Below are 21,781 nucleotides of genomic sequence, written 5' to 3'. Positions count from 1 at the left end.
CTCGATGTGGTGCCGCTCATTTACTCGGTGAGTGAAGCGGAAATCCTGGAGTGGGACGCCGGCAAGGCATTGCGCCGCTACGACATCGCGATCACTCGCCTTGGCGTGAAAGAGGAGTAGAGCGAAATGGCGAACAATCAGTTTTCGCTCAAGAACGCCACCGTGCAACAGCACGGGCTGGCGCCCGTCGGCGTCATGCAGCCAGGCGCCCCTGTGGCGAGCTCGGCGGATGCCGGCCTGTCATCCAGCAGCTTCGTCCTGGCCCTGAATGCCGCCAGCGTGGACATTCGCTTGCTGACCACGGCCATCGACTCGTTGAAGTTGACGCTGTCGTCGCAACGTTCATTGCCGCTGGCATTCGCCGGCAGCGCCAAGGCCGAGGCTAAAGCCCCCGACAAGGCCGCTGGCGGGCTTCAAGCGCCTGACCTGTTCAAGTCGGCGATGGCGATGGATGCGGCGCTGGCCGATCTGGGGAGGGTGGTTTCTCTCCCCGGCAATGAGCGTGAGGAACTTGCGCAAGACAACTACCGCATGGCCAGTTATCCAGGCATCGCCGCGGGTGGAACCACGGCGGTTGATCTGGCGAAGCTTGAATACGCCGCTGCCAAGGCAGGGATCGAGAACGATAAAGGCGCGTCCCGACGGCAGACCCTGACGGCATTCGGCGGTGATGCCGCGCTTATGGCAACCGCGTTCAAGATGCCGGGCAAGGATGCCGGGGACATGCTGGCCGGTTGGCGCACCTCGATGAAGCTGGACCGCAACCAGGCCCTCGATCTGGCGGATGCGACCAACCACCTCGGCAAGCGTCCGGGAGACGCCGAGGCGGCCGATATCGGGGTGATCCTGCAACGGCATGGCGCTGCCGCCACGACGGCGGGGCTTGCCCCGGAGCAGGCGGCGGCACTGACGGCGGCCTTGCTCAACACCGGCACACAAAAGGCCGATGCGGGAGCCGCACTGAAAGGCATCACTGCCGTGCTGGGCAAGGGCGAACCGAAGTCCCAGGCGCAGCAAGCGGCCTTGCAACGGTTGAATATCGACCCGCTGAAGCTGGAGGGGGCTGGCGCCCTGACCGACCTGCTCAAGGCGCTGCAAGCGCCCGATTTGTCGAGCCAGGAGCGCTCCACGCTGGCCGGCGCGCTGTTCGGCAGCGCGGATGAAGCAGCGTTGCGCCTGGCGCAACAACTGCCTGAAGTTCAAAAGGCCTTGGCGCAGGTCGCCGACAAGCAGCAGTACGCCACCTCGGAGCTGGGCGACAAGGGCTCGGTACGCCAGTCCGCATCGGCCCAGGCGAATACCTTCGACGCCCGCTTGAACCGGATGAACACCGCGTTCGGTTCCGCCCTCGCGCCGGTGGCGGAAGGGGCGATGGTGCCTATCGGTGGGGTGGTCGATGGTTTGAGCAGCCTGGCTACGGAGTTTCCGAAGATTGCTGCCGGTCTGGCCTTGGCGGGTGCTGCCATCGCACCGGTGGTGGGCCGCCTGCTCAAGTCGGTGCTGGACGAAGTCTTTACCCAGGTGGCGAAAAAGCTGTTGAGCCTGGCGGCTCCGAGCCTGCCATCGAGTATTGGCAAGCTGTTCGGCGAGGGCGGGGCCTGCTGTGGTGGCCCTCCAGGCGGCGGTGGAACCCGCGGCCAGAACAGACAAGAGCGAAGGCGACAGGAGAGGCAAGCAAAGAAAGAGCAGCAAAAGAAACAAGCCTATGCGGCAAAACCCGCCCCCAAAAACACCTCTGCAACCGCGCCACGTGCCGGGCTGATGTCGCGCATTGGCCGTGGGTTGAGAGGCAGTTTCGCCGTCGTGCGTTCCGTGTCCGGCCGGGTGGCCAGTCGGCCGCTCAACCTGCTCAGGGCCGGCCTGAATGTGTTCAGGGGTGTGCGTAACCGCGACCCCGGGGCCATTGGTTCCGGCTTGGGCACCTTGGGTGGCTCCTGGGCCGGAGGTGCATCCGGCGCCGCGCTGGGCGCGGCCCTGGGCAGCGTCGTGCCGATCCTCGGCACGGCTGTCGGCGGGTTGGTCGGCGGCGCCATTGGCGGATGGCTGGGCGGCGAGGCGCTCGGCCGGCTCGGCGGCGAGGCGGGGAATCGCCTGAAGTCTCCGGATGAAGTGAGCAAGAACCTGGTGGCCAGCTCGGCTTCCAGCCAGCAGGTCACTTTCGCCCCGGTCGTCAATATCTATGGCCAGGATCAGGCCACCTCCAGGCAACTGGTGGACATGGTGATCCAGCAAATGCAGATGCAGGTCATGCCCCTGATGATGAGCAACCCGCTCGCGGTACGGCGCGACGCGGCCCTGACCGATGGAGTGATGTGATGCGACAGCAGATGGCATTGGGCAATTTCATTTTTGGCCTGTCCGCCGGGTTCGCCTACGAGCGGCTTGAGCGCAAGACGGACGGTGGCTGGGCCAGTATCGACATCGTCACTAGCAAGCCGAAGTCGCAGCAGGTGGGGCAGAAGCTGGAAACGCTGCAGATCAGTGGCAAGTCGATGTACGCCACGGGCATGGCGCGCCTGGACCAGCTGCGCGAGTTGCAGGCCGCCCGTGTGCCCTTGCCGCTGGTGGATGGTATCGGCCGCAACTGGGGGCGCTGGCGGGTCAACCTGGTGACGGAGGTGCAGACCTCCATCATCGATGACGGCACGGCGCTGGTGATCAACTGGACCATCAACCTCGAGGAGTTCGTCAATGCGTAGGGTTCGAAGTATTGCCGGCGATTCGGTCAACCTGCTGCTCTACCGCGAGGTGGGACGTTGCGACGATGCGGTCGAGGAAGCGCTCTGGCGCCTCAATCCGCTGCTGGCCGAGAAGGGCCCGGTGCTGCCGGCGGGTGTCTGGGTGATAGTGCCCGAGATCGAGTCGCGGCCGGTGGCTGCAATGCCCGTTTCGGCCTGGGACTAAGGAGGCGTCATGACCCTGGGATTCACCCCGAGCATTGAGCTCTACGGCGCCAATGCCGCACGCCTCAACGAACGGCTGATCAGCTGGACACACATCGACGCCGCGGGCATCGAGTCCGACCAGCTCTCGCTGACCCTCGATATCGAAGGCCTGGAAGGGCTCCCCGAGCTGGGCGGGAAGGTCGGCCTGCGGGTGGGCTATCTGGAGTCGGGGCTGGTGGATCGTGGCGAGTTCGTCATCACCCGCCGCACGCCCAACCTGTTCCCGCCGCGCCTGACCCTGGTGGCTACCGCAGCCCCCTTCAAGGTGGCGGATGCGACCGGCTTCAAGCAGCGCCGCTCCGCCAGCCATGGCCCCACGACCCTCGGCGCGCTGTTTCGCCAGCTGACCTCGCGCCACGGTTTTTCACCGCGGGTGGCGCCTGAACTGGACTCGATCCCGATCCCGCATGTCGATCAGTGCAACGAGACCGACATGGGCTTTCTGACGCGTATTGCCCGCCCGCACGATGCCGTCACCAAACCGTTCAACGAGATGTATGTACTGGCGCTGCGCGGGCAGGCGAAGTCGCTCTCCGGAAAGATCCTTTCGCCGGTGCGTTTGAGCGTGACCCGGGATAACCGCCCGGGGGATACGGCGTTCATCTCGGCCAGCATCGATGAAAACGGCCGGGCCAAGCACAAGGGCTGCAAGGCTACCTGGTGGGATTCGGCGGCCGGCAAGGAGCGTGTGGTCAGCCTGGGGCAGGCTCCTTTCCAGGTCCTGCGCCAGCGTTACCCGGCAGAGGGCGAGGCCCGCGGCGCAGCCCAGGGCGCCATGCGCCGCATCGAGCGCGAAGCGATCAAGTTGAAGATCGACTGTCCCGGTGATCCGGCGCTGTCGGCCGAGGGGCTGGTGTCGCTGGACAACAGCTGGCCGGGGTTCATGCAGGGCACCTGGTCGATCGACAAGGTGACTGCCAGCGGCAATCGCGAAAAAAATTATCGCTGCCTGATCGAGGCTACTTGCCTGGAGCAACAGCCCTAGTTACCGGGCCTTGCCCGGCCGTTCTGATCTTGCGCGCCGTTGTTTCCACGACTCCATCCTGTTGCCCGGGCGCCCGCTGCCTGGGCGATCGCTTGTGGCCGCGCCTGAAGGTTTCCCATTCACCCCGTTGTGGAGCTTCTTCATGAAGATCACTCCGATCCTCACGCAACTGCGCGATCACTGCCCCGGCCTGGCCAATCAGGTGGCTGTCGGCGTCGATCTCGCGCTGTTGCAAAGCAATACCGCGTTGCCCACCCCCAGTGCCCATGTGACGCCGATCGCCGATCTGGCCAGCCCGAGCACCGGGCAGAACGTTACCCGCCAGGCCATCCGCGACCGCTTGGTGATCACCCTGGTGCTGGACGCCAGCGACGGCCGGCAGGCCCTGGAGCAACTCGAAAGCCTGCGTGCCGAGTTGTGGCGGGCGCTGGTGGGGTTCAAGCCGGGCGCGGACTACAACCCGATCGAATACGACGGGGGCGAGCTGGTTTCGCTCAGCGCCACGCGGTTGTTCTATCAACTGCGCTTTTTCGCCGAGTTCCAGCTGGGACGCAACCTGGCCAGCCAGCCGGCGGAAACCTGGCGCGAGCGTGAACTGGACGGCCTGCCGTCCTTTACCGGGGTCACGGTGCGGGTCGATGCCATCGATCCGGCGGACCCCAACCTGCAACACCCGGGGCCCGACGGGCGCCTGGAACTGACTTTCTCTGGAGACGTAACGCAATGAGCAAACGCATCACTGTGCTGCCGGCCGCGGGCCGCGCCGTGCCGGACCCCGAAGCCGGCGACCTGCTGCCGCTGGAAGGCCGTGAAGTCGACGACAACGCCTGGTGGCGCCGGCGTCTGGCCGATGGCGATATCACCCTCAAGGCCGCGAAGGCGGCCAAACCACAAGGAGCCAAATAATGGCGATCGGATTCAGCAATATTCCGGCGGACATTCGTGTGCCGCTGTTCTACGCCGAGATGGACAATTCGGCGGCCAATAGCGCTTCTTCGGCCATGCGCCGACTGATCGTGGCCCAGGTCAACGACAGCGTCGCGCCGGCCGAAACCGGCAAGCTGGTGCTGGTGTCCAGCGTCGCGCTGGCCAAGAGCATCGGCGGTCAGGGCTCGATGCTCGCTTCCATGTACGAGACCTGGCGCAAGACCGACCCGGTCGGTGAGATCTGGTGCCTGCCGCTGCACAACGTCGAAGGCAGCGTGGCCAAGGCCGAGCTGAAGTTCACCGGCACCGCCAGCGCCAGCGGCGTGCTCAACCTGTATGTCGGTGGTGTGCGGGTTCAGGCCGCCATCGTCAATGCCGCCACCGCGGCTCAGGCCGCCAGCGCGCTGGCGCTGAAAATCAATGCCGCCGCCGACCTGCCGGTGAGCGCCGCGGCGGTCGAAGGCACCCTGACCCTGACCGCCAAATGGACTGGTGACAGCGCGAACGACATCAGCCTGCAGCTCAACCGCCTGGGCAAGAGCAATGGCGAAGAAACCCCGGCCGGCTTGAGCGTGACGGTCGGCAAAATGGCCGGCGGCGCCGGCGTGCCGGATCAGGTTGCCGCACTGGCGGCCCTGGGCGATGAACCTTTCGAGTTCATCTGCATGCCGTGGACCGACACCGCGACCCTCAACGCCTGGCAAGCCGTCATGGATGACAGCACCGGTCGCTGGTCCTGGGCCAAGCAACTGTTCGGTCACGTCTACAGCGCCAAGCGCGGCACCGTCGGCACCCTGGTGGCGGCAGGGCAAGCACGCAACGATCAGCACATCACCATCCAGGCCCTGGAGCCGGGCGTACCGCAGCCGTTCTGGGTGCAGGCCGCGGCACTGGCCGCGCGCACCTCGGTGTTCATCTCCGCCGATGCCAGCCGTCCGACCCAGAGCGGCAGCCTGCCGGGTGTCGATCCGGCGCCGGCCAGCGAGCGTTTCACCCTGACCGAGCGTCAATCGCTGCTCAGCTACGGCATCGCCACCGCCTACTACGAAGGCGGCTATGTGCGCATCCAGCGTTCGATCACCACCTACCAGAAGAACGCCTACGGCCAGGCCGACAACTCCTACCTGGACAGCGAAACCATGCACCAGTCGGCCTTTATCGTGCGCCGCCTGCAAAGCGTGATCACCAGCAAGTACGGGCGCCACAAACTGGCCGCCGACGGTACCCGCTTCGGCGCCGGCCAGCCGATCGTGACCCCGAGCACCATTCGCGGCGAGCTGATTGCCCAGTACGCCAAGCTCGAACTGGAAGGCCACGTGGAGAACGCCGAGCTGTTCGCCGAGCACCTGATCGTCGAGCGCGACAGCCAGGACCCGAGCCGGGTCAACGTGCTGTTCCCGCCGGACTACATCAATGGCCTGCGTGTGTTCGCGCTGCTCAACCAATTCCGTCTGCAGTACGACGCGGCGGCCTAAGCCGAGCCTCTTTCACTGCGCTTTTCCAGCCCGCCTAGTGCGGGCTCATTTTTTGGGAGAAACACCATGGGTCAACTGATTGCGGGCACCTGCTACGTCAAAGTGGACGGCGCTCAACTGACCATCAACGGCGGCTGCGAAGCGCCGCTGATGTCCGTGAAACGGGAAACCATCGTGCCGGGCTTCTACAAGGAAACCGACATTGCCCCGTCCTTCAAGGTCACGGCGCTGCACACCCCGGACTTCCCGCTCAAGCAGCTGGTGGCCGGTTCCGACATGACCGTCACCTGCGAGTTCAGCAACGGCAAGGTCTACGTCCTGGCCGGCGCCTACCTGGTGGAAGAACCGGTTTCCAAGGGTGACGACGCGAGCATCGAGCTGAAGTTCGAAGGCATCAAGGGGACCTGGCAATGAGCGATAGCGTAAAGCTGCGTGTGGCCATCGAAGCCCACGGCGAACCGCTGACCGAACTGACCCTGCGCCGCCCGACGGTGCAGGAGGTGCGGGCGATCAAGGCGCTGCCGTACAAGATCGACAAGAGCGAAGAAGTCAGCCTCGACATGGACGTCGCGGCCAAGTACATCGCGGTCTGTGCCGGCATTCCTCCGTCCTCGGTCAACCAGCTCGACCTGGCCGACCTCAACGCCCTGAGCTGGGCGGTCGCGAGTTTTTTCATGAGTGCGGCATCGGAGCCATCAGCGACCTGATCGCGGTTGCCTATGACCTGGCCTGGTTCTGGAAGGTTGACCCCGAACAGATGATGGCCAGGCCACTGGATGTGCTCCGGGAGTCCCTGGAGCACGCGCAACGGATCAATGCGATGCAGCAGGTGCAGTGATGGCGAACATCAATCAAAGCTTGAATCAGACGAGCATCAAACAGCGCCTGAGCGTGACCAACGTGCAGACCACGGTGAACATGCTGGTGGTCATGCAAGGCATGCAGAAACTGGACGCCGAGCTGGGCGAGGTGCGTTCGAAAGTCAGCCGCTTCAAGAAAAGCATCGAAGACAGCGGCCTGGGCGGGCTGGATTTTTCCGGCCTGATCAAGGGCGGTGGCCTGGCCGCGCCTTTCGTGGCGGGGGTCAATTCCGCCATCGAATTCGAGAACCAGGCGGCGCGGGCCAAGCTGGTGGCGCAGGGCATCGAACCGCCCAAGGATGTGCTGGGCGAGACGGGCACTAACCTGAAGGCGTTCAGCGACAGCGTCGACGACATCTCGCAAAAGTTCGGCAGCGCGCTGCTGCCGGCGGTCAACTCGGTAGTGACCGCCGTGCAACCGCTGCTGGGCTTTGTGGCCAAGGTCATTGAAAGCAACCCGCAGCTGGTCCAGGGCCTCGCCGCCGGCGCCTTGGCCTTCACCGCGATCCGCGGCGCCATGACCCTGGCCTCGTCCGCCGTGACCCTGTTCAGCAGCGGCCTGCTGGCCTCGCCCATCGGCCTGATCGCCCTGGGGATCGCGGTGGCGGCGGGCCTGATCGTGGCCAACTGGGAACCGCTGTCGGCGTTTTTTGTCACCCTTTGGGCGAGCATCAAGGACGCCGCCGTGCAACTGATGGCGGGGTTGAAGACTGTCTTCGGCTGGACCCCGCTGGGGATGGTGATCGCCAATTGGGGAGCGATCACCGGCTATTTTGCCGGCCTCTGGGAACAGCTCAAGACGATGGCCGCGTCCGTGGTCGACTTCTTCAAGCAGGTGTTTTCCTGGACGCCGCTGGGGCTGGTGATTGAAAACTGGACGCCCCTGAGCGGCCTGTTTTCCGCGTTGTGGGAGTTGCTCAAGGCGTTGTCCGTTCCGGCGATGGACTTCCTCAAAGGCCTGTTCGCCTGGACGCCGTTGGGGATGGTGATCAACAACTGGGGAGCGATCAGCGGTTTCTTCGCCTCGCTCTGGGCCGGCCTGCAAGGTCCGGCGCAGCGGGTCAAGGCCTTCTTCTTCGGGCTGTTCGACAGCTCGCCACTGGGGCTGGTGATCAACAACTGGGGCGCAATCAGCGCCTACTTCGCTTCGCTCTGGGCCGGCCTGCAAGGTCCGGCGCAGCGGGTCAAGGCCTTCTTCATCGGGCTGTTCGACAGCTCGCCGCTGGGGCTGGTGATCAATAACTGGGGCGCGATCAGCGCTTACTTCGCTTCGCTCTGGGCCGGCCTGCAAGGTCCGGCGCAACAGGTGAAGGACTTCTTCGTCACGTTGTTCGATACCTCGCCACTGGGGATGGTGATCAATAACTGGGGCACGATCGGCACCTACTTCGACGCCATCTGGGCAACCCTGAAAAGCGCGGCGCAGGTCATCAAGGACTTTTTTGTCAGCCTGTTCGAGTGGTCGCCCGTGGGGCAGATCATTGCCAACTGGCAGCCCATCAGCGATGTGTTCGCGGCCCTCTGGGAGGTGTTGAAAGCCCTGGCGGCGCCGGCCATCGAATTCATGCGTGGCCTGTTCGAGTGGTCGCCCCTGGGACAGATCATCAAGAACTGGGAGCCGATCACCGAGTGGTTCAGTGGCCTGTGGCAACGGCTGCAGGCGGTGATCGCACCGATCAGGGAACTGTTCGACGGTGGTTTCGCCGGTTTCGTCGCCCGGGTCACCGGCAAGGTGGAAAACCTGACCGAGGCGCAGCGGCAAACCAATGCCGAAGGCAAAGGCGCTCTGGCGCCGGCGTTCTTCGGTGGCGGCCAGCCGGCGCCGGGTTCTTCGGCGCTTTCCGCCGGCCTGCCGCAAAGCTCCACCTCGCTGCTGCAGCAGAGCGCGGCCAACAACCGCACGCAATTGCAGGGCGGGCTGACGGTGAGCTTCGAAAACGCCCCGGCGGGCCTGCGTACCAGTGCGCCGCAAATCAACCAACCCGGCGTGGCGCTGTCGTCGCGTGTCGGCTACCGCTCACTTTCGCTAGGAGGTTCCAATGAGCTGGCGTGATCGTTTGTTGCCGGCGTCGTTTCGTGGCGTCGGGTTCTGGGTCGACCAGGCGAAAACCCCGGTCGGCCACAAGGGCCAGTTGCACGAGTACCCGCAGCGTGACCTGCCGTTCTACGAGAGCCTGGGGCGGCAGGCGCGGACCCACGACCTGACGGCGTTCATCGTCGGCGCCGATTGCCTGGAGCAGCGCGACAAGCTGCTCCAGGCGCTGGAGCAGGGCAGCGGTGAGCTGGTGCACCCGTGGCTGGGGCGCCTGCAGGTCAAGGTCGGCGAATGCGAGATGACCCAGAGCCGCCAGGACGGCGGCCTGGTGACCTTCACCCTGAAGTTCTACCCCGACCAGCCGTTGCAGTTCCCCAGCGCCACGGTCAACACCCGCCAGCTGTTGCTGGTGTCGGCCGACAGCCTTATAGGCTCGGCGGTACGCCGCTTCGAGGAGGCCATGACCCTGGTCAAGGCCGCGCGCATCGGCATCGCCGACCTGCGCAACAGCCTCAAGGAGGTCTACCAGACCATCGAGCAGGAGCTCAAGCCGCTGATCGACACCTACCGCGATCTCAACCTGCTGGTGCGGGCGATCAAGGACCTGCCCAAGGAAGTGAGCGCCGAGTTCAAGGGCTTGCTGGGGGACATCAAGGACCTCAAGGACTATGCGCGCAACGGTTACCGCGGCGTGCTGGCCAACGTTTCGCAGCAGGTCGAGGCGGTGAAGAAGATCGACACGCCGAAACTCACCACCGGCAAGGACACCACCGCCGCGGCGCAAGCCATGGCGGACCTGGTGCAGGACGCCGTGCTGGTGCGGATCGCCCAGGCCGTGGCGTCGCTGCCGGTGGCGACCCCGGCGGTTAAGCTGAGCGGCACGCCATCGCTGGCCAAGCAGGCGATCCAGCCGGTGACCCGTGCGGAAGTGCCGGTGGCCGATGAGGTGCTGGCGCTGCGCAACGCGATCAACGAGGCGATCTGGCAGGCCGCGGAAAAAGCCGACGCCCTGCATTACGAGGTGCTCAACGGCCTGCGCCAGCTGGTCTACGGCCACCTCACCGCGGTGGCTTCGTCCGGCGTGCGGCTGGTGGTCAAGAACCCGATGCAGAGCCTGCCGACGGTGGTGCTCGCCTATCGGTTGTTCGGCGATGCCACCCGGGCGGCCGAAGTGCAGCAGCGCAACGGCGTGGCCCATCCCGGCTTCCTGCCGCCAACCAACGTCAAAGTGGCGGGGGAGTGAGCCATGGGCAACTTCGATAACCGGGTGTTGTTGACGGTGGACGGCCAGGATTACGGCGGCTGGAAAAGCGTGGAAATCAGTGCCGACCTGGAGCGGCAGTTTCGCACCTTCAAGCTCGACGTGACCTGGCAATGGCCGGGGCAGACCCTGGACCAGCGCATCCGTCCCGGCGCCAAGTGCCAGGTGCGCATCGGCGCCGACCTGTTGCTCAGCGGCCATGTGTTCAAGGCGCCGATCAGCTATGACGGTCGGCAGATCGGCTTGAGCATCGAGGGCAGTTCCCTGACCCAGGACCTGGTGGATTGCGCGGCGATCAACCAGCCCGGCCAATGGCGCGAGCAGAGCCTGCTGAAAATCGTCCAGGCCCTGGCCGCGTCCTACGGCGTCGGGGTGGTCAGCGAGATCGCGGAAACCACGCGGCTGAGCAGCCATAGCATCGTGCCTGGGGAAACCGTGTTCCAGTCCATCGACCGCCTGCTGACCTTGTTCCGGGTGTTCTCCACCGACGATGCCGAAGGCCGGGTGCTGTTGGCCCGGCCGGGCAGTGGCGGGCGCGCGGTAGATGTGCTGGAGCTGGGCAAGAACATCCTCTCGGCCAGCGCGCCGATGGACTTCAGCCAGGTGTTTTCCGAGTACCGGGTGATCGGCCAGCACAAGGGCAACGATCAGAAAAGCGGCGCCGCGGTCAGCGAAGTATCGGGCGTGGCCAGCGACGGCACGGCCAAGCGCAAGCGGGTCACGGTGATCAACGAACCGGCCCAGCTGACCCAGGAACTGGCCCAGCAACGGGCCGACTGGGAAAGCGCCATTCGCACCGGCAAGGCCCTGACCAGCACCTACAAGGTGCAGGGCTGGCGCCAGAGCAACGGCGAGCTGTGGCGCCACAACACCCTGGTCCGGGTGATCGACCCGGTGCTGGGTTTCGACCAGGACCTGCTGATTTCCAAGGTCACCTACTCGCTCTCCGAGCAGGGCTCGATCACCACCCTGCAGGTGGCGCCGCCCCATACCTTCGACACCAGCCCCGTGCCACCCAAAACCTGATGCCGCCCTATCCGCAGGAATCGCTCCTGCGGAAAGCGCAGGCTTCGCCGCCAAGGACATTTCCATGAGCCTACTGACACGCCTGTTGGCGCGCGGCACCGTCGTGCTCGCCAACTCGGCCAACAAACTGCAATCGCTGCAAATGCGCCTGACCGCCGGCGAAGTGAACGACGACATGGAGCACTTCGAACCCTACGGCTTCACCAGCAATCCGCTGGCCGGTGCCGAAGGCATCGCCACCTTTCTCGGCGGCGATCGCTCCCATGCCATCGTGCTGGTGGTCGCCGACCGCCGTTTTCGCCTCAAGGCCCTGGTCCCCGGCGAAGTGGCGATCTACACCGACGAGGGCGACAAGATTCATTTCAAGCGTGGGCGGATCATCGACATCGAGACCGCCACCCTCAATATCCGCGCCAGCAACGGGGTTCACATCGACACCCCGACCCTGACCCAGACCGGCAAGATCGTCTCCCAGGGCGACCAGGTCGCTGGCGGCATCAGCCAGATCAAGCACCTGCATGGCGGCGTGCAGTCGGGTAGCGGGCAGACCGGCGCGCCGGCGGGAGGCCAATGATGTTTATCAGCCAAGACCTGCACCGCGCACTGACCCGTGCCGTGCTGATCAGCCTGTTCACCTGGCGTCGCGCGGCGGACGACGACCCGCTGGACGACGAGGAGCGCTTCGGCTGGTGGGGCGACAGCTTTCCCACCGTGGCCGACGACCGTATCGGCTCGCGGCTGTGGCTGCTGCGGCGGGTCAAGCTGACCCGCCAGACCCAGCTCGACGCCGAGTTCTATGCCCGCGAAGCCCTGCAATGGCTGATCGACGATGGCCATTGCAGCGCGGTCGAGATCATCAGCGAACGTCTCGACGACCAGCGCCTGAACCTACGCACGACGCTGGTCCTGGCCAACGGTGAACGCCTGGACATCAACCCCGATAACAGTTGGCAGGTGACCTATGCCCTTTGATACCCCTTCGCTGCCGGTGCTGATCAAGCGCACCCAAAGCGACCTGGCCAGCGATGCGCTGCGCCAGTCCGATGCGCAAGTGCTGGCCCGTACCCTCGGTGGCGCCGCCTATGGCCTCTACGGCTACCTGGACTGGATCGCCGATCAGATCCTGCCGGACAAGGCCGACGAGTCGACCCTGGAACGCATCGCCGCGCTGCGCCTCAACCAGCCGCGCAAGGCCGCCCAGGCGGCGAGCGGTTCGGTGAGCTTCACGGCGGCGGCAGGCGCGGTGCTGGACGTCGATACCTTGCTGCAGGCCAGTGACGGCCGCACCTACAAAGTCACCGCCGCCCGCACCACCAGCGCCGGCAGCAACAGCACCACCGTCCAGGCCCTCGACGCCGGCACCCTGGGCAATGCCGAGGCCGGCCTGAGCCTGATCCCGGTGCAGCCGATCCAGGGCATCGGCAACAGCTTCACCGTGCTCGCCCCCGGCCTGAGCGGCGGCGTCGCCGCGGAAAGCCTGGAATCGCTGCGTGCCCGGGTGATCCGCTCCTACCGCATCATCCCCCACGGCGGCTCGGCCCAGGACTATGAGACCTGGGCGCTGGAGTGCCCGGGGATTACCCGGGCGTGGTGCCGTGGCAGCTACCTGGGGCCAGGCACCGTGGGTCTGTTCGTGATGCGCGACGATGATGCGCAACCTATCCCGAACGCCGAGCAACTGGCGGAGGTAAAGACCTACATCGAACCCTTGCGTCCGGTGACGGCCGAGTTGCATGTGCTGGCGCCGCAGCAGTCGCCCGTGACCTACAGCCTGCGGTTGTCGCCGGATACCAGCGCGGTGCGCGCGGCGGTCGAGGCCCAGTTGCGCGACCTGCACAACCGCGAGGCCGGCCTGGGCGACACCTTGTTGATCAGCCATATCCGCGAGGCCATCAGCAGTGCCGCCGGCGAGAACGATCACCGGCTCAGCGTACCGGCCGCGGATGTTCCCGCCGCCAGTAACCAGTTGCTGACGTTCGGAGGTTGCATATGGCTGGAGTAAGAACCGCCGCGCAATACCAGAGCCAGCTGCGCAGCCTGCTGCCCAGCGGTCCGGCCTGGGACCCGGAGCGGGTGCCGGAACTCGAGGAGGTGCTTGAAGGCGTCTCCCAGGAACTGGCCCGCCTCGACGCCCGCGCTGCCGACCTGCTCAATGAAATGGACCCGGCGGGCGCCAGCGAGCTGGTACCGGATTGGGAGCGGGTGATGAACCTGCCCGACCCCTGCCTGGGTGCGACCCCTCTGTTCGACGACCGCCGTCTGGCCGTTCGCCGGCGGCTGCTGGCTGTCGGCAGCCAGGCGCTCGCCTACTACGTCGAGATCGCCCGCAGCCAGGGTTATCCGAACGCCACCATCACCGAGCTCGAAGCCCCGCGAATGGGCCGCGCACGGTTTGGTGAAGCGCATTTCGGCACCTGGCAGGCGCAATTCATGTGGACGCTCAACACCGGTGGACGACTGCACCTGGGCCGGCGTTTCAACGCCAGCTACTGGGGCGAACGTTTCGGCATGAACCCAGGCTCGGCCCTGGAATGCCAGATCCACCGCAGCGCGCCGGCCCATACGCGGGTGCATATCAATTATGACTAGGGGATAGACCGATGGATTATCCGAAGAGTGTGCCCAGTGCCGGGTTGGTCAACGGCAGGTTCGTCGATGAGAACCCGCTGACCGGCACCCCGGGTTCGCTGATTCCGGCGGACTGGGGCAATGGGGTGACCCAGGAACTGCTGGCCGTGATCACGGCGGCCGACCTGACGCCCAGCGAGGCGAACCTGACGCAACTGCTGAGCGCGATCCGCAGCATCAGCCGCAAGAGCGCAGGGCTCGGCATTCAGCGCTTCACCGCCAATGGCAGCTTCACCGTGCCGGAGGGGGTGACGAAGATCTGGCTGAGTGGGTGTGCGGGTGGGGGCGGTGGAGGTTCGTGTCCAGCAGGAACGACCGGATCCGCATCCGGCGGCAGCGGCGGTGGTGCTGGCCAGCCGGCCATCAAGGTACCCGTCACCGTCACTCCCGGCCAAGTGATCCCCATCACGATTGGAGCGGCGGGTGTGGGTGGCGTCAGCGGAGTCAGCAACCCGACAAGCGGAGGAAACACGCTTGTGGGGGGTGGAGGCGCTTTGCTGGTGCTGAGTGGCGGAGGCGCCGGTAACTCGGGGGCCAGTTTTCCTGTGGAGCGCGTCCCCGGTCCAAGAGGGGGAGAGGGATTTCCCGCCGGTGGCGATGCTACTGACTCTCAGGCCCAGGTGACGGCGGGATTGTCGGGGGCTGGCGCAAGCGGGCCATTCGGTGGAGGTGGCAGCGCCTGTCGATATGGAACATCGGGAGGGTACGCGGCACGGGATGCCTACGGCTTCGGGGCTGGCGGCAGCGGCGCAGGAGGCTGGTATGTGTCTGGAGCCTTGGCCGTCTCGGGGGGGCGCGGTGCTCCTGGTCTGATGATCATTGAGTGGTGAGCATATGAGTAAGCAAGTTCTTTACTGCCTTGCGTCCGGGGTGATCATCGAGTGGCAGGACACTGAAGTAATGGCCTACGCGGCGACAGCCGAGGGCAACAGCGTCCTGCCGGTGACGGCCGAGCAGTGGAAGCAGAAGGAGGCACTGCATTTCGTGCTGGATGGCGAACTGATTCGGGTCGATGGACCTCCACCCTCCGCTGCTCATTACTGGGACGGTAGCCAGTGGTCGCTGGACTCCCTGAAGGCCGCGACCATCGCCGAACAGGAGGCGGAGCAACTTTGCCGGCGAGTGGACGCGGAGGCTGACACCGCCCGGCAGATGCTCGGCGGTGACCCGCTGCGTGCCATGGAATATACCCAGGCCGCCAGCGACGCACAGGCTTTCAAGGAGGCTGGCTACCCGAAAAAAACAGTGCCCCTCGCGGTAAGCGCCTGGGTGGTGAAAGGCCGTACCGCCAGGGAAGCGGCCGATCAGATTCTCGCCAAGGCGGCCGAGCTCAGCAGCAAGCTGCTCGCACTTCGCACACTGCGATTGCAGGCAAAAGAGCGTATTCGGGCTCAGGCCAGCAAGGGCAAGCAGGAGGCTGCGAAAGACGTCTGTGAGGCAGCGATCGAAGCAATTCGCAAGGTTGCCAGCGACTGATCAGGTCTCTGTTGAGCCTGTCTTTCGTGAACATGCTATGGCGCTCACTGCAAAGTGGGCGGCTTTTCGCACAGAGCTCCCTGAGCAAGGGGGATCGCAGGGCAATGATATGGATTATCCGAAAAGTGTACCCAGCGTTGGCTTGGTCAACGGCTGGTTTGTCGATGAGAATCCTCTGTCGGGCACACCGGGATCGCTGATTCCCGCTGCCTGGGGCAACGGGGTGACGCAAGAAATCCTCAATGTCATCAAGGCTGCCGGCCTGGCGCCGGAGGAAGCGAAAAACGATCAGTTGGCGCTGGCGATTGCCGCACTGGTCGACTTCACCAAACTGAAGAACACTCCAACCACCTTGAGTGGATATGGCATCACAGATGCTAGCGGACGCCTGTTGGCGGTGAAGCAGTTCGACACCGTTGGCGTCACGGTCTATCGCCCCAACCCCAAGGCCAGGCGGATTCGGGTCCGCCTGGTCGGCGCGGGAGGCTCAGGTGCCGGTTGTCCGCCGGTAGCGGCCACTTATCAAAGCCTGGGCGGTGGCGGAGGGGCTGGTGCCTATGCGGAAAGCCTCTACGACGTGACTCCGGAAATGTTGGCGGGTGTACCCGTCACATTGGGCGCTGGTGGGGCCGCTCGAACCAGTGCTGGGGCCGCGGGAGGCGCAGCGTCGTTTGGCAACCTCATGAGCGCCGCAGGGGGAGGAGGGGGGCAGATTCTGACCTTCGTGTCGAACACCCCTGGGTTTGTCCAGGGCGGCATGGGTGGCCAAGTCGTAACGGGTGGCAACCTTGCCAATGCGCGTGGTGCAACGGGTGGTTATGCGATGAGTAATCCCAATTGGGGCCTGCTTTCCGGATGGGGGGCTGCCAGTCCATTCGATGGCGGCGGGCCCTTCAACGGGGTGAATGGCAATGGCAATGCGGGACAGCGAGGTTCCGGCGGCAGCGGCAGCTGCTCGAGCAATCCATCTACTTCGTATGTGAGCGGCTCCGGCGGCAATGCCTTTTGTGAAATCTGGGAGTACGAATAATGGCCCTCTATGCACGAGTCGAAGACGACGTTGTCGTCGAGCTGATCGAGACCGGTGGCTTCATGATTTCCCAGCTGTTTGCCGCGGATTTTCTCAGTTCGATGGTCGCTGTCCCTGAGGGTGTCGAGGTTGAGCTGGGGAAGCCGATCCACCTTCCCGAACAGGTTGCGCCGCTTTCCCCCCTGGTGGCAGCAGTGGCGTTTGCTTCCGAAGTACGGGGCAAGGCGACTGAGGAGGATGCTCCGGACCAGGCGCGCAAATGGCGCCAGTCCGTGTTGACGGACAGCCAATGGCTGGTAACCCGCCATCGTGATGAACAGGAGCTGGGACGGGGCACGACGCTGACGGCGAACCAGTATCTGGAGTTGCTCGAGTATCGCCAGGCACTGCGCGATTGGCCCGCCTCCGATAGCTTTCCCGAGATGACCGCCCGTCCGCCGATTCCAGAGTGGTCAGTGAGTTTTTTTCAGATAGCCGATTGATCGAGTGCTGCGTTTATTTCAAATAGATCAGCGCCGTATTTATCTGCATCGCGCTCATCAATAAAAACGTCCGCTTCAAGCGGGCGTTTTTTTTGCGCGCAGTTGGCCGCTGTATGGCTCTGGTCCGCAGGTGGGCCAACAGAATTTATTATCAGGAGTACGACATTGGATTATCCAAAGAGTGTGCCCAGTGTAGGGCTGGTGAATGGAAGGTTTGTTGATGAAGACCCGCTGGCCGGCACGCCTGGTTCGCTTATTCCAGCAAGTTGGGGGAATAGCGTTACCCAGGAAATTCTCGGCGTAGTTCAGGCGGCGGGTATGACGCCGGACGAGGGGGCGAATGATCAACTGCTGGGTGCATTACGCAGTCCAACGCTCTTTTCTACACCTCCTCGTTTTGACGTGAGTCGCTCGGTTGCTACTCCAGAGTTTGTACAGCGCGCGCTGGGTAATTACTCCAACGCTCGAGGAATATCGGAAAGCACGCAACTGACCATTGCCGATGTCGGTTGTTCGATCGGCCTGGGTGGGACTACTGCCTTTACCGTCACACTACCGGATGTTTCGACTGTTCCAAGTGGTGCGACGATCAGCTTGCATTGCCGTAGTAGTGCAGTGGTTACCATTGCCAGCAAGAGTGGGGCGCAAATCAGTCCACAAGGGAATTTTCTGAATTCCATTGTGATGAGTAGCGGTGAAAGCGCGAATCTGGTTCGGGAATCAGGTGTCTGGACCCTTTATGGTACGGCCAGTCTTAAATACTCAGCACTGTATGGGGCTCAGCTTTCGACAGCGGGTTATCAAAAATATCCGAGCGGTTTGATTGAACAATGGGTGTTAGGTGGGTCTGACGCCAATGGCGTTATGTCCCTGTCATTACCCATAAAGTTTCCCAATGCAATATTGGGAGGTATTGCTGACGAAGGCTATCCCGCAGGTTGGGGCGGTGCGAACGTTACGGTCTGGTCGTTTGATTTGAGTGCATCAAATACTTCAAGCGCTGTTGCCCGTGTCAGATCGGTCGAAGTTGGGACCATTAGAGTGGCCGCGGGTATAACCGGGCGCATAGTTGTGTGGGGGCGATAACCATGAAGATTTATTTCTTTGCGAAAACTCTCGGTTTCGATGTTGTCACCTCTGCGAACGAGGCTCCGCCAGAAGGTGCGGTTGAAATCAGCCAGGCTGAATATGCCGAACTCTTTGCCGGGCAGGGCGTGGGCAAGCGGATTGTGGCCAATGACAATGGTGCGCCCATTCTTGTCGACCCTGCCGGTCCCTCGCCTGAACAATTGATTTCAATTGAACGCGTCTGGCGTGACTCGGAGTTGCTCAAGAGCGACGGGCTGGTCGCCCGGCACCGCGATGAACTGGAGTCGCAAACCGCCACCACCTTGTCCGATGCCGATTACAACGCCTTGCAAGCCTATCGCTGTGATTTGCGCAGTTGGCCAAAGTCTCGAAAGTTTCCTGCCGCCGCGAATCGACCAGTGCTGAGAATGACTTCCGGTGCTACGGCTGTTGCAGCGAAAAGGACACGAGTCAGAAAAACGGTGAAGGTGTCCGATTCTGATTGAGCTTGTCGTTCGGTATTGGACAGTTTCTGAATGTTGAAGTTTTTTATTCTTTATATGTGAGGGCTAGACAGTGGACTACCCGAAGAGTGTGCCGAGTGCTGGCTTGGTAAATGGAAAGTTTGTCGATGAAAACCCGATCGCTGGAACGCCAGGGTCTCTAATCCCAGCGAGTTGGGGGAATGCGGTCACCCAAGAGATTGTTAATGCAATCGATGCGGCAGGAATGTCTCCTGTAGAGGATCAGAACAATCAGCTAACACTGGCTATCAAAGAGCTTGCCAAGCTGGATCCGTTGCAAGCATTTCCGGTTCAGGTCTATCGAAAGAACCATGTGATTAATGGGAACTTCGATGTTTGGCAGCGGGGGGGCGCTAACCAGGGGACTAATATTGGAGGATATGTTGCAGATCGGTTTCGTTGCGACTGGAATGGCAATGCTGGAGTAAATATTTCGCGTCAGAGCTTTACTTTGGGACAAACAGAAGTTCCCAATGAGCCACGATTTTTTCTACGTTGGCAGCAAGTCACAGCCGGTGCTGGGGCAAATACACATAAGATTTCACAGTATGTTGAGTCTGTTAGAACCCTGGCCGGAAAGCTGGCAACCGTGACTTTCTGGGCGAAAGCCGATGCAGAGAGAAATATCACGGTGACGGTGACCCAGTCTTTTGGTGGTGGCTCGGAGTCTGTGGTCACGACTGTGGGAGTGTTTAAGCTGACCAGCGCATGGGCGCGTTATACAGCGACTGTGAAAGTCCCATCGATTGCAGGCAAAGTCCTGGGTGGTGCGGAGAACGACTCTCTTAGGTTGGCCTTCGATTTGCCGTTGAATGTCTTGCAAACAATCGACCTGGCGCAAATTCAACTTGAAGAAGGCGCGGTTTCAACGCCTTTTGAATTTAGAACTCCCGCCGATGAGTTGATACTGTGTCAACGTTATTATGAGAAAACACTCAGGCAGGACATTCAGCCAGGCGATACATCAAGCTCTATTGCTGGGGCTCTTATATCAATCGTCGTGGAGGGGCAGGCGGGCTCTCTTTCCCAACCCTTGGCACAGTGGTCTTTCAAGGTAGAAAAAAGAACGACTCCCAGTATTGCCCTGTACAGGACCTCGCAGAGCGGGACTGTTGGTCAATGGCGCTCCGGGAGCGACGCGATTTCGTCTGGCAATGCGCGTCCCTTTTCAGTCTCTACACGAGGAGCCTGGGTGTGCAACTCGGATGTCGCGGTGGTACCTCAGGCTTATTACATCCATGCAACGGCAGATGCCGAACTATAGGGATAAAACCATATGAGTTATCAACTGACCGCTAATGGGGTCTATCGCCTTGCCGATTCGGTTTTTATTCCAGAAGACTTGGCCAATCGCGATTGGGCTGTCTACTTGCAATGGCTGAGTTATGGGGGAGAACCACAACCGATCGCGATCAATACTGAGTCGGACGGGGCTGAGCGCGTTTGGCGTGATTCGCAGTTGCTACAAACCGATGGCATCGTCGCAAGGCATCGGGATGAACTGGAGGCGGGGGTCGATACAACGATATCAGTTGCTGACTATGAGAGCCTGCAAGCCTATCGCCGGGCTTTGCGTAGCTGGCCGGAGTCCTCGAGTTTTCCTTCTGTTGCCGCAAGACCCGTTCTCAATATGACTTCGATGGATAGTGCCGAGTCTGCACCGCAGACAGACATATTTGCTCAGACAACAAAGGGTATTGAGAGGGCCTGGCGTAACAAGATTTTGGAGTCGACTCAGTGGCTGGTTATTCGTGACAACGAAGAGCTGGAAATGGGCGAAGGGACGACGCTGAATACCGAGCAGTTCAAGGAACTTCTGGCTTATAGACAGGCGTTGCGGGACTGGCCTTCAGCTGTCGACTTTCCTGACATTGAATATCGGCCTGTCGAGCCAGCCTGGCTTGAAAGTGTTCTCCAGGAGCGTAAATGACCCTGTTTGTTCTGAACGTCCTCGATGCAGAGGAGGTAGAGTGAAATGCCTGTCACCCTTGAAATGATTCAACGCATCATGCCCAACGCCCGCTCCCAAGCGGGCGTTTTTGTTTCTGCGCTTAACACCGCCATGCTGAACCGCCATATCAACACGCCCAAACGCATGGCCGCCTTCATCGCGCAGGTCGGTCATGAGTCGGGGCAGTTGCGTTATGTGCGGGAGCTGGGCAATGACCAGTACCTGAGCAAATACGACACCGGCAGCCTGGCGGCCCGTCTGGGCAATACCCCGGAGTCCGATGGCGACGGCCAGAAATACCGTGGCCGGGGTCTGATTCAGGTCACTGGTCGCAACAACTACCGGCAATGCAGCCTTGGGCTGTTCGGCGACGAGCGTTTGCTGGCGTTGCCCGAATTGTTGGAACAGCCGCAGTGGGCCGCCGAGTCGGCCGCCTGGTTCTGGCAGCAGAACGGTCTTAACGAACTGGCCGACCGCGACCAGTTCAACAGCATCACCCGTCGTATCAACGGCGGCTTGAACGGCCTGGAGGACCGCCTGCAACTCTGGGCGCGGGCGCGGGAGGTGTTATGCCAGCCTTCGACCTGATGCCCCTGTCTTCCCGGGCAATGGCTGTTGTCGTGCTGCTGGCCGTGGTGACCGGCGTCGCGGGGGCGTTGGCCTGGCAGGTTCAGGAGTGGCGTTTTGGCCGGCAACTGGCGGAGCAGGCCAGGCTGCACGGCGAAGCGCTGAGTCAGCTGAACCTGGCGGCCGCTGCCCGGCAGCGGGACGAGCAGGACAAACGCCTGGCCCTGGAGCAACAGCTGCAAGCCAGCGACCAAACCCATTACCGAGCCTTGAACGATGCACAACGTGATCAAGGTCGCCTGCGCGACCGTCTTGCCACTGCTGATCTGCGCCTGTCAGTCCTCCTCGCCGCCGATGACAGCGCCGGCGGCTGCCCGGTGCCTGCCACCCCCGCCACCGGCGGCGTGGTTCATGGAGCCCCGCGAGCCCGACTTGACCCGGCGCATGCTCAACGAATTATCGGCATCACCGATGCCGGCGACCAGGGACTGATCGCCCTGCAGGCGTGCCAGGCCTACGTCAGGGCGTTGAACCGCTAAAC

General features: G+C 62.9%; 26 protein-coding genes. All 26 read left to right on the top strand.

The features are described from left to right. Positions 1-126 precede the first annotated feature (126 nt). Complete coding sequence (locus tag AC07Y9_RS14115) at positions 127-2,316, top strand: phage tail tape measure protein (protein WP_102680035.1); 2,190 nt, start codon at positions 127-129, stop codon at positions 2,314-2,316. Beyond that, entirely contained in the window at positions 2,316-2,699 is a 384-nt protein-coding gene (locus AC07Y9_RS14110; protein WP_009042419.1) for a phage tail protein, read from the top strand. The genes AC07Y9_RS14115 and AC07Y9_RS14110 overlap by 1 nt, the downstream gene beginning before the upstream one ends. Then, positions 2,692-2,904, top strand: a complete 213-nt coding sequence (locus tag AC07Y9_RS14105; RefSeq protein ID WP_085529970.1) for a tail protein X — start codon at positions 2,692-2,694, stop codon at positions 2,902-2,904. The genes AC07Y9_RS14110 and AC07Y9_RS14105 overlap by 8 nt, the downstream gene beginning before the upstream one ends. 9 nt (positions 2,905-2,913) lie before the next feature. Further along, positions 2,914-3,930, top strand: a complete 1,017-nt coding sequence (locus AC07Y9_RS14100) for a phage tail protein (protein ID WP_102680034.1) — start codon at positions 2,914-2,916, stop codon at positions 3,928-3,930. A gap of 142 nt (positions 3,931-4,072) precedes the next feature. Next, positions 4,073-4,657 carry a phage tail terminator protein gene (locus tag AC07Y9_RS14095; protein ID WP_062823513.1) on the top strand — a complete coding sequence of 195 codons (585 nt, stop codon included), beginning with the start codon at positions 4,073-4,075 and terminating at the stop codon, positions 4,655-4,657. After that, positions 4,654-4,836 (top strand): DUF2635 domain-containing protein, encoded by a 183-nt coding sequence (locus tag AC07Y9_RS14090; RefSeq protein ID WP_007923975.1) that lies wholly within the window; start codon positions 4,654-4,656, stop codon positions 4,834-4,836. The genes AC07Y9_RS14095 and AC07Y9_RS14090 overlap by 4 nt, the downstream gene beginning before the upstream one ends. Beyond that, positions 4,836-6,332, top strand: a complete 1,497-nt coding sequence (locus AC07Y9_RS14085) for a phage tail sheath subtilisin-like domain-containing protein (protein WP_102680033.1) — start codon at positions 4,836-4,838, stop codon at positions 6,330-6,332. Before AC07Y9_RS14090 ends, AC07Y9_RS14085 begins: the two co-directional genes overlap by 1 nt. Positions 6,333-6,398: 66 nt before the next feature. Continuing rightward, entirely contained in the window at positions 6,399-6,746 is a 348-nt protein-coding gene (locus AC07Y9_RS14080; RefSeq protein WP_007923973.1) for a phage tail tube protein, read from the top strand. Further along, positions 6,743-7,039: a phage tail assembly protein gene (locus AC07Y9_RS14075; protein ID WP_007923972.1), complete on the top strand. Its 297-nt coding sequence runs from the start codon at positions 6,743-6,745 to the stop codon at positions 7,037-7,039. Before AC07Y9_RS14080 ends, AC07Y9_RS14075 begins: the two co-directional genes overlap by 4 nt. Before the next feature lie 130 nt (positions 7,040-7,169). Next, positions 7,170-9,245, top strand: a complete 2,076-nt coding sequence (locus AC07Y9_RS14070; RefSeq protein WP_102680032.1) for a phage tail tape measure protein — start codon at positions 7,170-7,172, stop codon at positions 9,243-9,245. Beyond that, complete coding sequence (locus AC07Y9_RS14065) at positions 9,232-10,470, top strand: DNA circularization protein (protein WP_009042425.1); 1,239 nt, start codon at positions 9,232-9,234, stop codon at positions 10,468-10,470. The genes AC07Y9_RS14070 and AC07Y9_RS14065 overlap by 14 nt, the downstream gene beginning before the upstream one ends. Positions 10,471-10,473: 3 nt before the next feature. Next, entirely contained in the window at positions 10,474-11,514 is a 1,041-nt protein-coding gene (locus AC07Y9_RS14060) for a phage baseplate assembly protein (protein WP_102680031.1), read from the top strand. Between the two features lie 64 nt (positions 11,515-11,578). Then, positions 11,579-12,088: a phage baseplate assembly protein V gene (locus tag AC07Y9_RS14055; protein WP_102680030.1), complete on the top strand. Its 510-nt coding sequence runs from the start codon at positions 11,579-11,581 to the stop codon at positions 12,086-12,088. Further along, positions 12,088-12,486 (top strand): phage GP46 family protein, encoded by a 399-nt coding sequence (locus tag AC07Y9_RS14050; RefSeq protein WP_009047315.1) that lies wholly within the window; start codon positions 12,088-12,090, stop codon positions 12,484-12,486. Before AC07Y9_RS14055 ends, AC07Y9_RS14050 begins: the two co-directional genes overlap by 1 nt. Further along, entirely contained in the window at positions 12,476-13,516 is a 1,041-nt protein-coding gene (locus AC07Y9_RS14045; RefSeq protein ID WP_087091408.1) for a baseplate J/gp47 family protein, read from the top strand. Before AC07Y9_RS14050 ends, AC07Y9_RS14045 begins: the two co-directional genes overlap by 11 nt. Next, positions 13,504-14,103, top strand: a complete 600-nt coding sequence (locus AC07Y9_RS14040; RefSeq protein ID WP_087091409.1) for a YmfQ family protein — start codon at positions 13,504-13,506, stop codon at positions 14,101-14,103. Before AC07Y9_RS14045 ends, AC07Y9_RS14040 begins: the two co-directional genes overlap by 13 nt. A gap of 11 nt (positions 14,104-14,114) precedes the next feature. Continuing rightward, positions 14,115-14,972 (top strand): glycine-rich domain-containing protein, encoded by an 858-nt coding sequence (locus tag AC07Y9_RS14035; protein WP_102680029.1) that lies wholly within the window; start codon positions 14,115-14,117, stop codon positions 14,970-14,972. 4 nt (positions 14,973-14,976) lie between these two features. Further along, a complete protein-coding gene (locus AC07Y9_RS14030) occupies positions 14,977-15,618 on the top strand; it encodes a hypothetical protein (RefSeq protein WP_102680028.1) in 642 nt (213 codons plus the stop codon). Positions 15,619-15,727: 109 nt separating this feature from the next. Then, on the top strand, positions 15,728-16,648 hold the full coding sequence (locus tag AC07Y9_RS14025) for a glycine-rich domain-containing protein (protein WP_007923956.1): 921 nt from the start codon (positions 15,728-15,730) through the stop codon (positions 16,646-16,648). Then, complete coding sequence (locus AC07Y9_RS14020; RefSeq protein ID WP_102680027.1) at positions 16,648-17,130, top strand: tail fiber assembly protein; 483 nt, start codon at positions 16,648-16,650, stop codon at positions 17,128-17,130. The genes AC07Y9_RS14025 and AC07Y9_RS14020 overlap by 1 nt, the downstream gene beginning before the upstream one ends. A 165-nt stretch (positions 17,131-17,295) precedes the next feature. Continuing rightward, positions 17,296-18,216 (top strand): gp53-like domain-containing protein, encoded by a 921-nt coding sequence (locus tag AC07Y9_RS14015; RefSeq protein WP_102680026.1) that lies wholly within the window; start codon positions 17,296-17,298, stop codon positions 18,214-18,216. A 2-nt stretch (positions 18,217-18,218) separates the two neighbouring features. Further along, positions 18,219-18,704, top strand: a complete 486-nt coding sequence (locus tag AC07Y9_RS14010; RefSeq protein ID WP_146021765.1) for a tail fiber assembly protein — start codon at positions 18,219-18,221, stop codon at positions 18,702-18,704. Positions 18,705-18,774: 70 nt separating this feature from the next. After that, entirely contained in the window at positions 18,775-19,986 is a 1,212-nt protein-coding gene (locus AC07Y9_RS14005; protein WP_102680025.1) for a carbohydrate-binding protein CenC, read from the top strand. Between the two features lie 12 nt (positions 19,987-19,998). Next, positions 19,999-20,652, top strand: a complete 654-nt coding sequence (locus AC07Y9_RS14000) for a phage tail assembly chaperone (protein ID WP_371858217.1) — start codon at positions 19,999-20,001, stop codon at positions 20,650-20,652. Positions 20,653-20,697: 45 nt separating this feature from the next. Further along, a complete protein-coding gene (locus AC07Y9_RS13995; RefSeq protein ID WP_102680024.1) occupies positions 20,698-21,261 on the top strand; it encodes a glycoside hydrolase family 19 protein in 564 nt (187 codons plus the stop codon). Next, on the top strand, positions 21,243-21,779 hold the full coding sequence (locus AC07Y9_RS13990; RefSeq protein WP_102680023.1) for a lysis system spanin subunit: 537 nt from the start codon (positions 21,243-21,245) through the stop codon (positions 21,777-21,779). The genes AC07Y9_RS13995 and AC07Y9_RS13990 overlap by 19 nt, the downstream gene beginning before the upstream one ends. Positions 21,780-21,781 lie beyond the last annotated feature (2 nt).

Source organism: Pseudomonas sp. GW456-L12 (assembly GCF_059424045.1).
Note: the sequence above shows the minus strand (reverse complement) of the source record. Positions and strands in the feature narration are given on the sequence as shown.

Coding starts and splice junctions, on each gene's coding strand:
- AC07Y9_RS14060 (WP_102680031.1), top strand. CDS start 10,474: ATGGGCAACTTCGATAACCGGGTGTTGTTGACGGTGGACGGCCAGGAT.
- AC07Y9_RS14025 (WP_007923956.1), top strand. CDS start 15,728: ATGGATTATCCGAAAAGTGTACCCAGCGTTGGCTTGGTCAACGGCTGG.
- AC07Y9_RS14095 (WP_062823513.1), top strand. CDS start 4,073: ATGAAGATCACTCCGATCCTCACGCAACTGCGCGATCACTGCCCCGGC.
- AC07Y9_RS14070 (WP_102680032.1), top strand. CDS start 7,170: ATGGCGAACATCAATCAAAGCTTGAATCAGACGAGCATCAAACAGCGC.
- AC07Y9_RS14020 (WP_102680027.1), top strand. CDS start 16,648: ATGGCCCTCTATGCACGAGTCGAAGACGACGTTGTCGTCGAGCTGATC.
- AC07Y9_RS14085 (WP_102680033.1), top strand. CDS start 4,836: ATGGCGATCGGATTCAGCAATATTCCGGCGGACATTCGTGTGCCGCTG.
- AC07Y9_RS14115 (WP_102680035.1), top strand. CDS start 127: ATGGCGAACAATCAGTTTTCGCTCAAGAACGCCACCGTGCAACAGCAC.
- AC07Y9_RS14080 (WP_007923973.1), top strand. CDS start 6,399: ATGGGTCAACTGATTGCGGGCACCTGCTACGTCAAAGTGGACGGCGCT.
- AC07Y9_RS14075 (WP_007923972.1), top strand. CDS start 6,743: ATGAGCGATAGCGTAAAGCTGCGTGTGGCCATCGAAGCCCACGGCGAA.
- AC07Y9_RS13990 (WP_102680023.1), top strand. CDS start 21,243: ATGCCAGCCTTCGACCTGATGCCCCTGTCTTCCCGGGCAATGGCTGTT.
- AC07Y9_RS14040 (WP_087091409.1), top strand. CDS start 13,504: ATGGCTGGAGTAAGAACCGCCGCGCAATACCAGAGCCAGCTGCGCAGC.
- AC07Y9_RS14030 (WP_102680028.1), top strand. CDS start 14,977: ATGAGTAAGCAAGTTCTTTACTGCCTTGCGTCCGGGGTGATCATCGAG.
- AC07Y9_RS13995 (WP_102680024.1), top strand. CDS start 20,698: ATGCCTGTCACCCTTGAAATGATTCAACGCATCATGCCCAACGCCCGC.
- AC07Y9_RS14105 (WP_085529970.1), top strand. CDS start 2,692: ATGCGTAGGGTTCGAAGTATTGCCGGCGATTCGGTCAACCTGCTGCTC.
- AC07Y9_RS14055 (WP_102680030.1), top strand. CDS start 11,579: ATGAGCCTACTGACACGCCTGTTGGCGCGCGGCACCGTCGTGCTCGCC.
- AC07Y9_RS14100 (WP_102680034.1), top strand. CDS start 2,914: ATGACCCTGGGATTCACCCCGAGCATTGAGCTCTACGGCGCCAATGCC.
- AC07Y9_RS14035 (WP_102680029.1), top strand. CDS start 14,115: ATGGATTATCCGAAGAGTGTGCCCAGTGCCGGGTTGGTCAACGGCAGG.
- AC07Y9_RS14000 (WP_371858217.1), top strand. CDS start 19,999: ATGAGTTATCAACTGACCGCTAATGGGGTCTATCGCCTTGCCGATTCG.
- AC07Y9_RS14065 (WP_009042425.1), top strand. CDS start 9,232: ATGAGCTGGCGTGATCGTTTGTTGCCGGCGTCGTTTCGTGGCGTCGGG.
- AC07Y9_RS14010 (WP_146021765.1), top strand. CDS start 18,219: ATGAAGATTTATTTCTTTGCGAAAACTCTCGGTTTCGATGTTGTCACC.
- AC07Y9_RS14110 (WP_009042419.1), top strand. CDS start 2,316: ATGCGACAGCAGATGGCATTGGGCAATTTCATTTTTGGCCTGTCCGCC.
- AC07Y9_RS14050 (WP_009047315.1), top strand. CDS start 12,088: ATGTTTATCAGCCAAGACCTGCACCGCGCACTGACCCGTGCCGTGCTG.
- AC07Y9_RS14045 (WP_087091408.1), top strand. CDS start 12,476: ATGCCCTTTGATACCCCTTCGCTGCCGGTGCTGATCAAGCGCACCCAA.
- AC07Y9_RS14090 (WP_007923975.1), top strand. CDS start 4,654: ATGAGCAAACGCATCACTGTGCTGCCGGCCGCGGGCCGCGCCGTGCCG.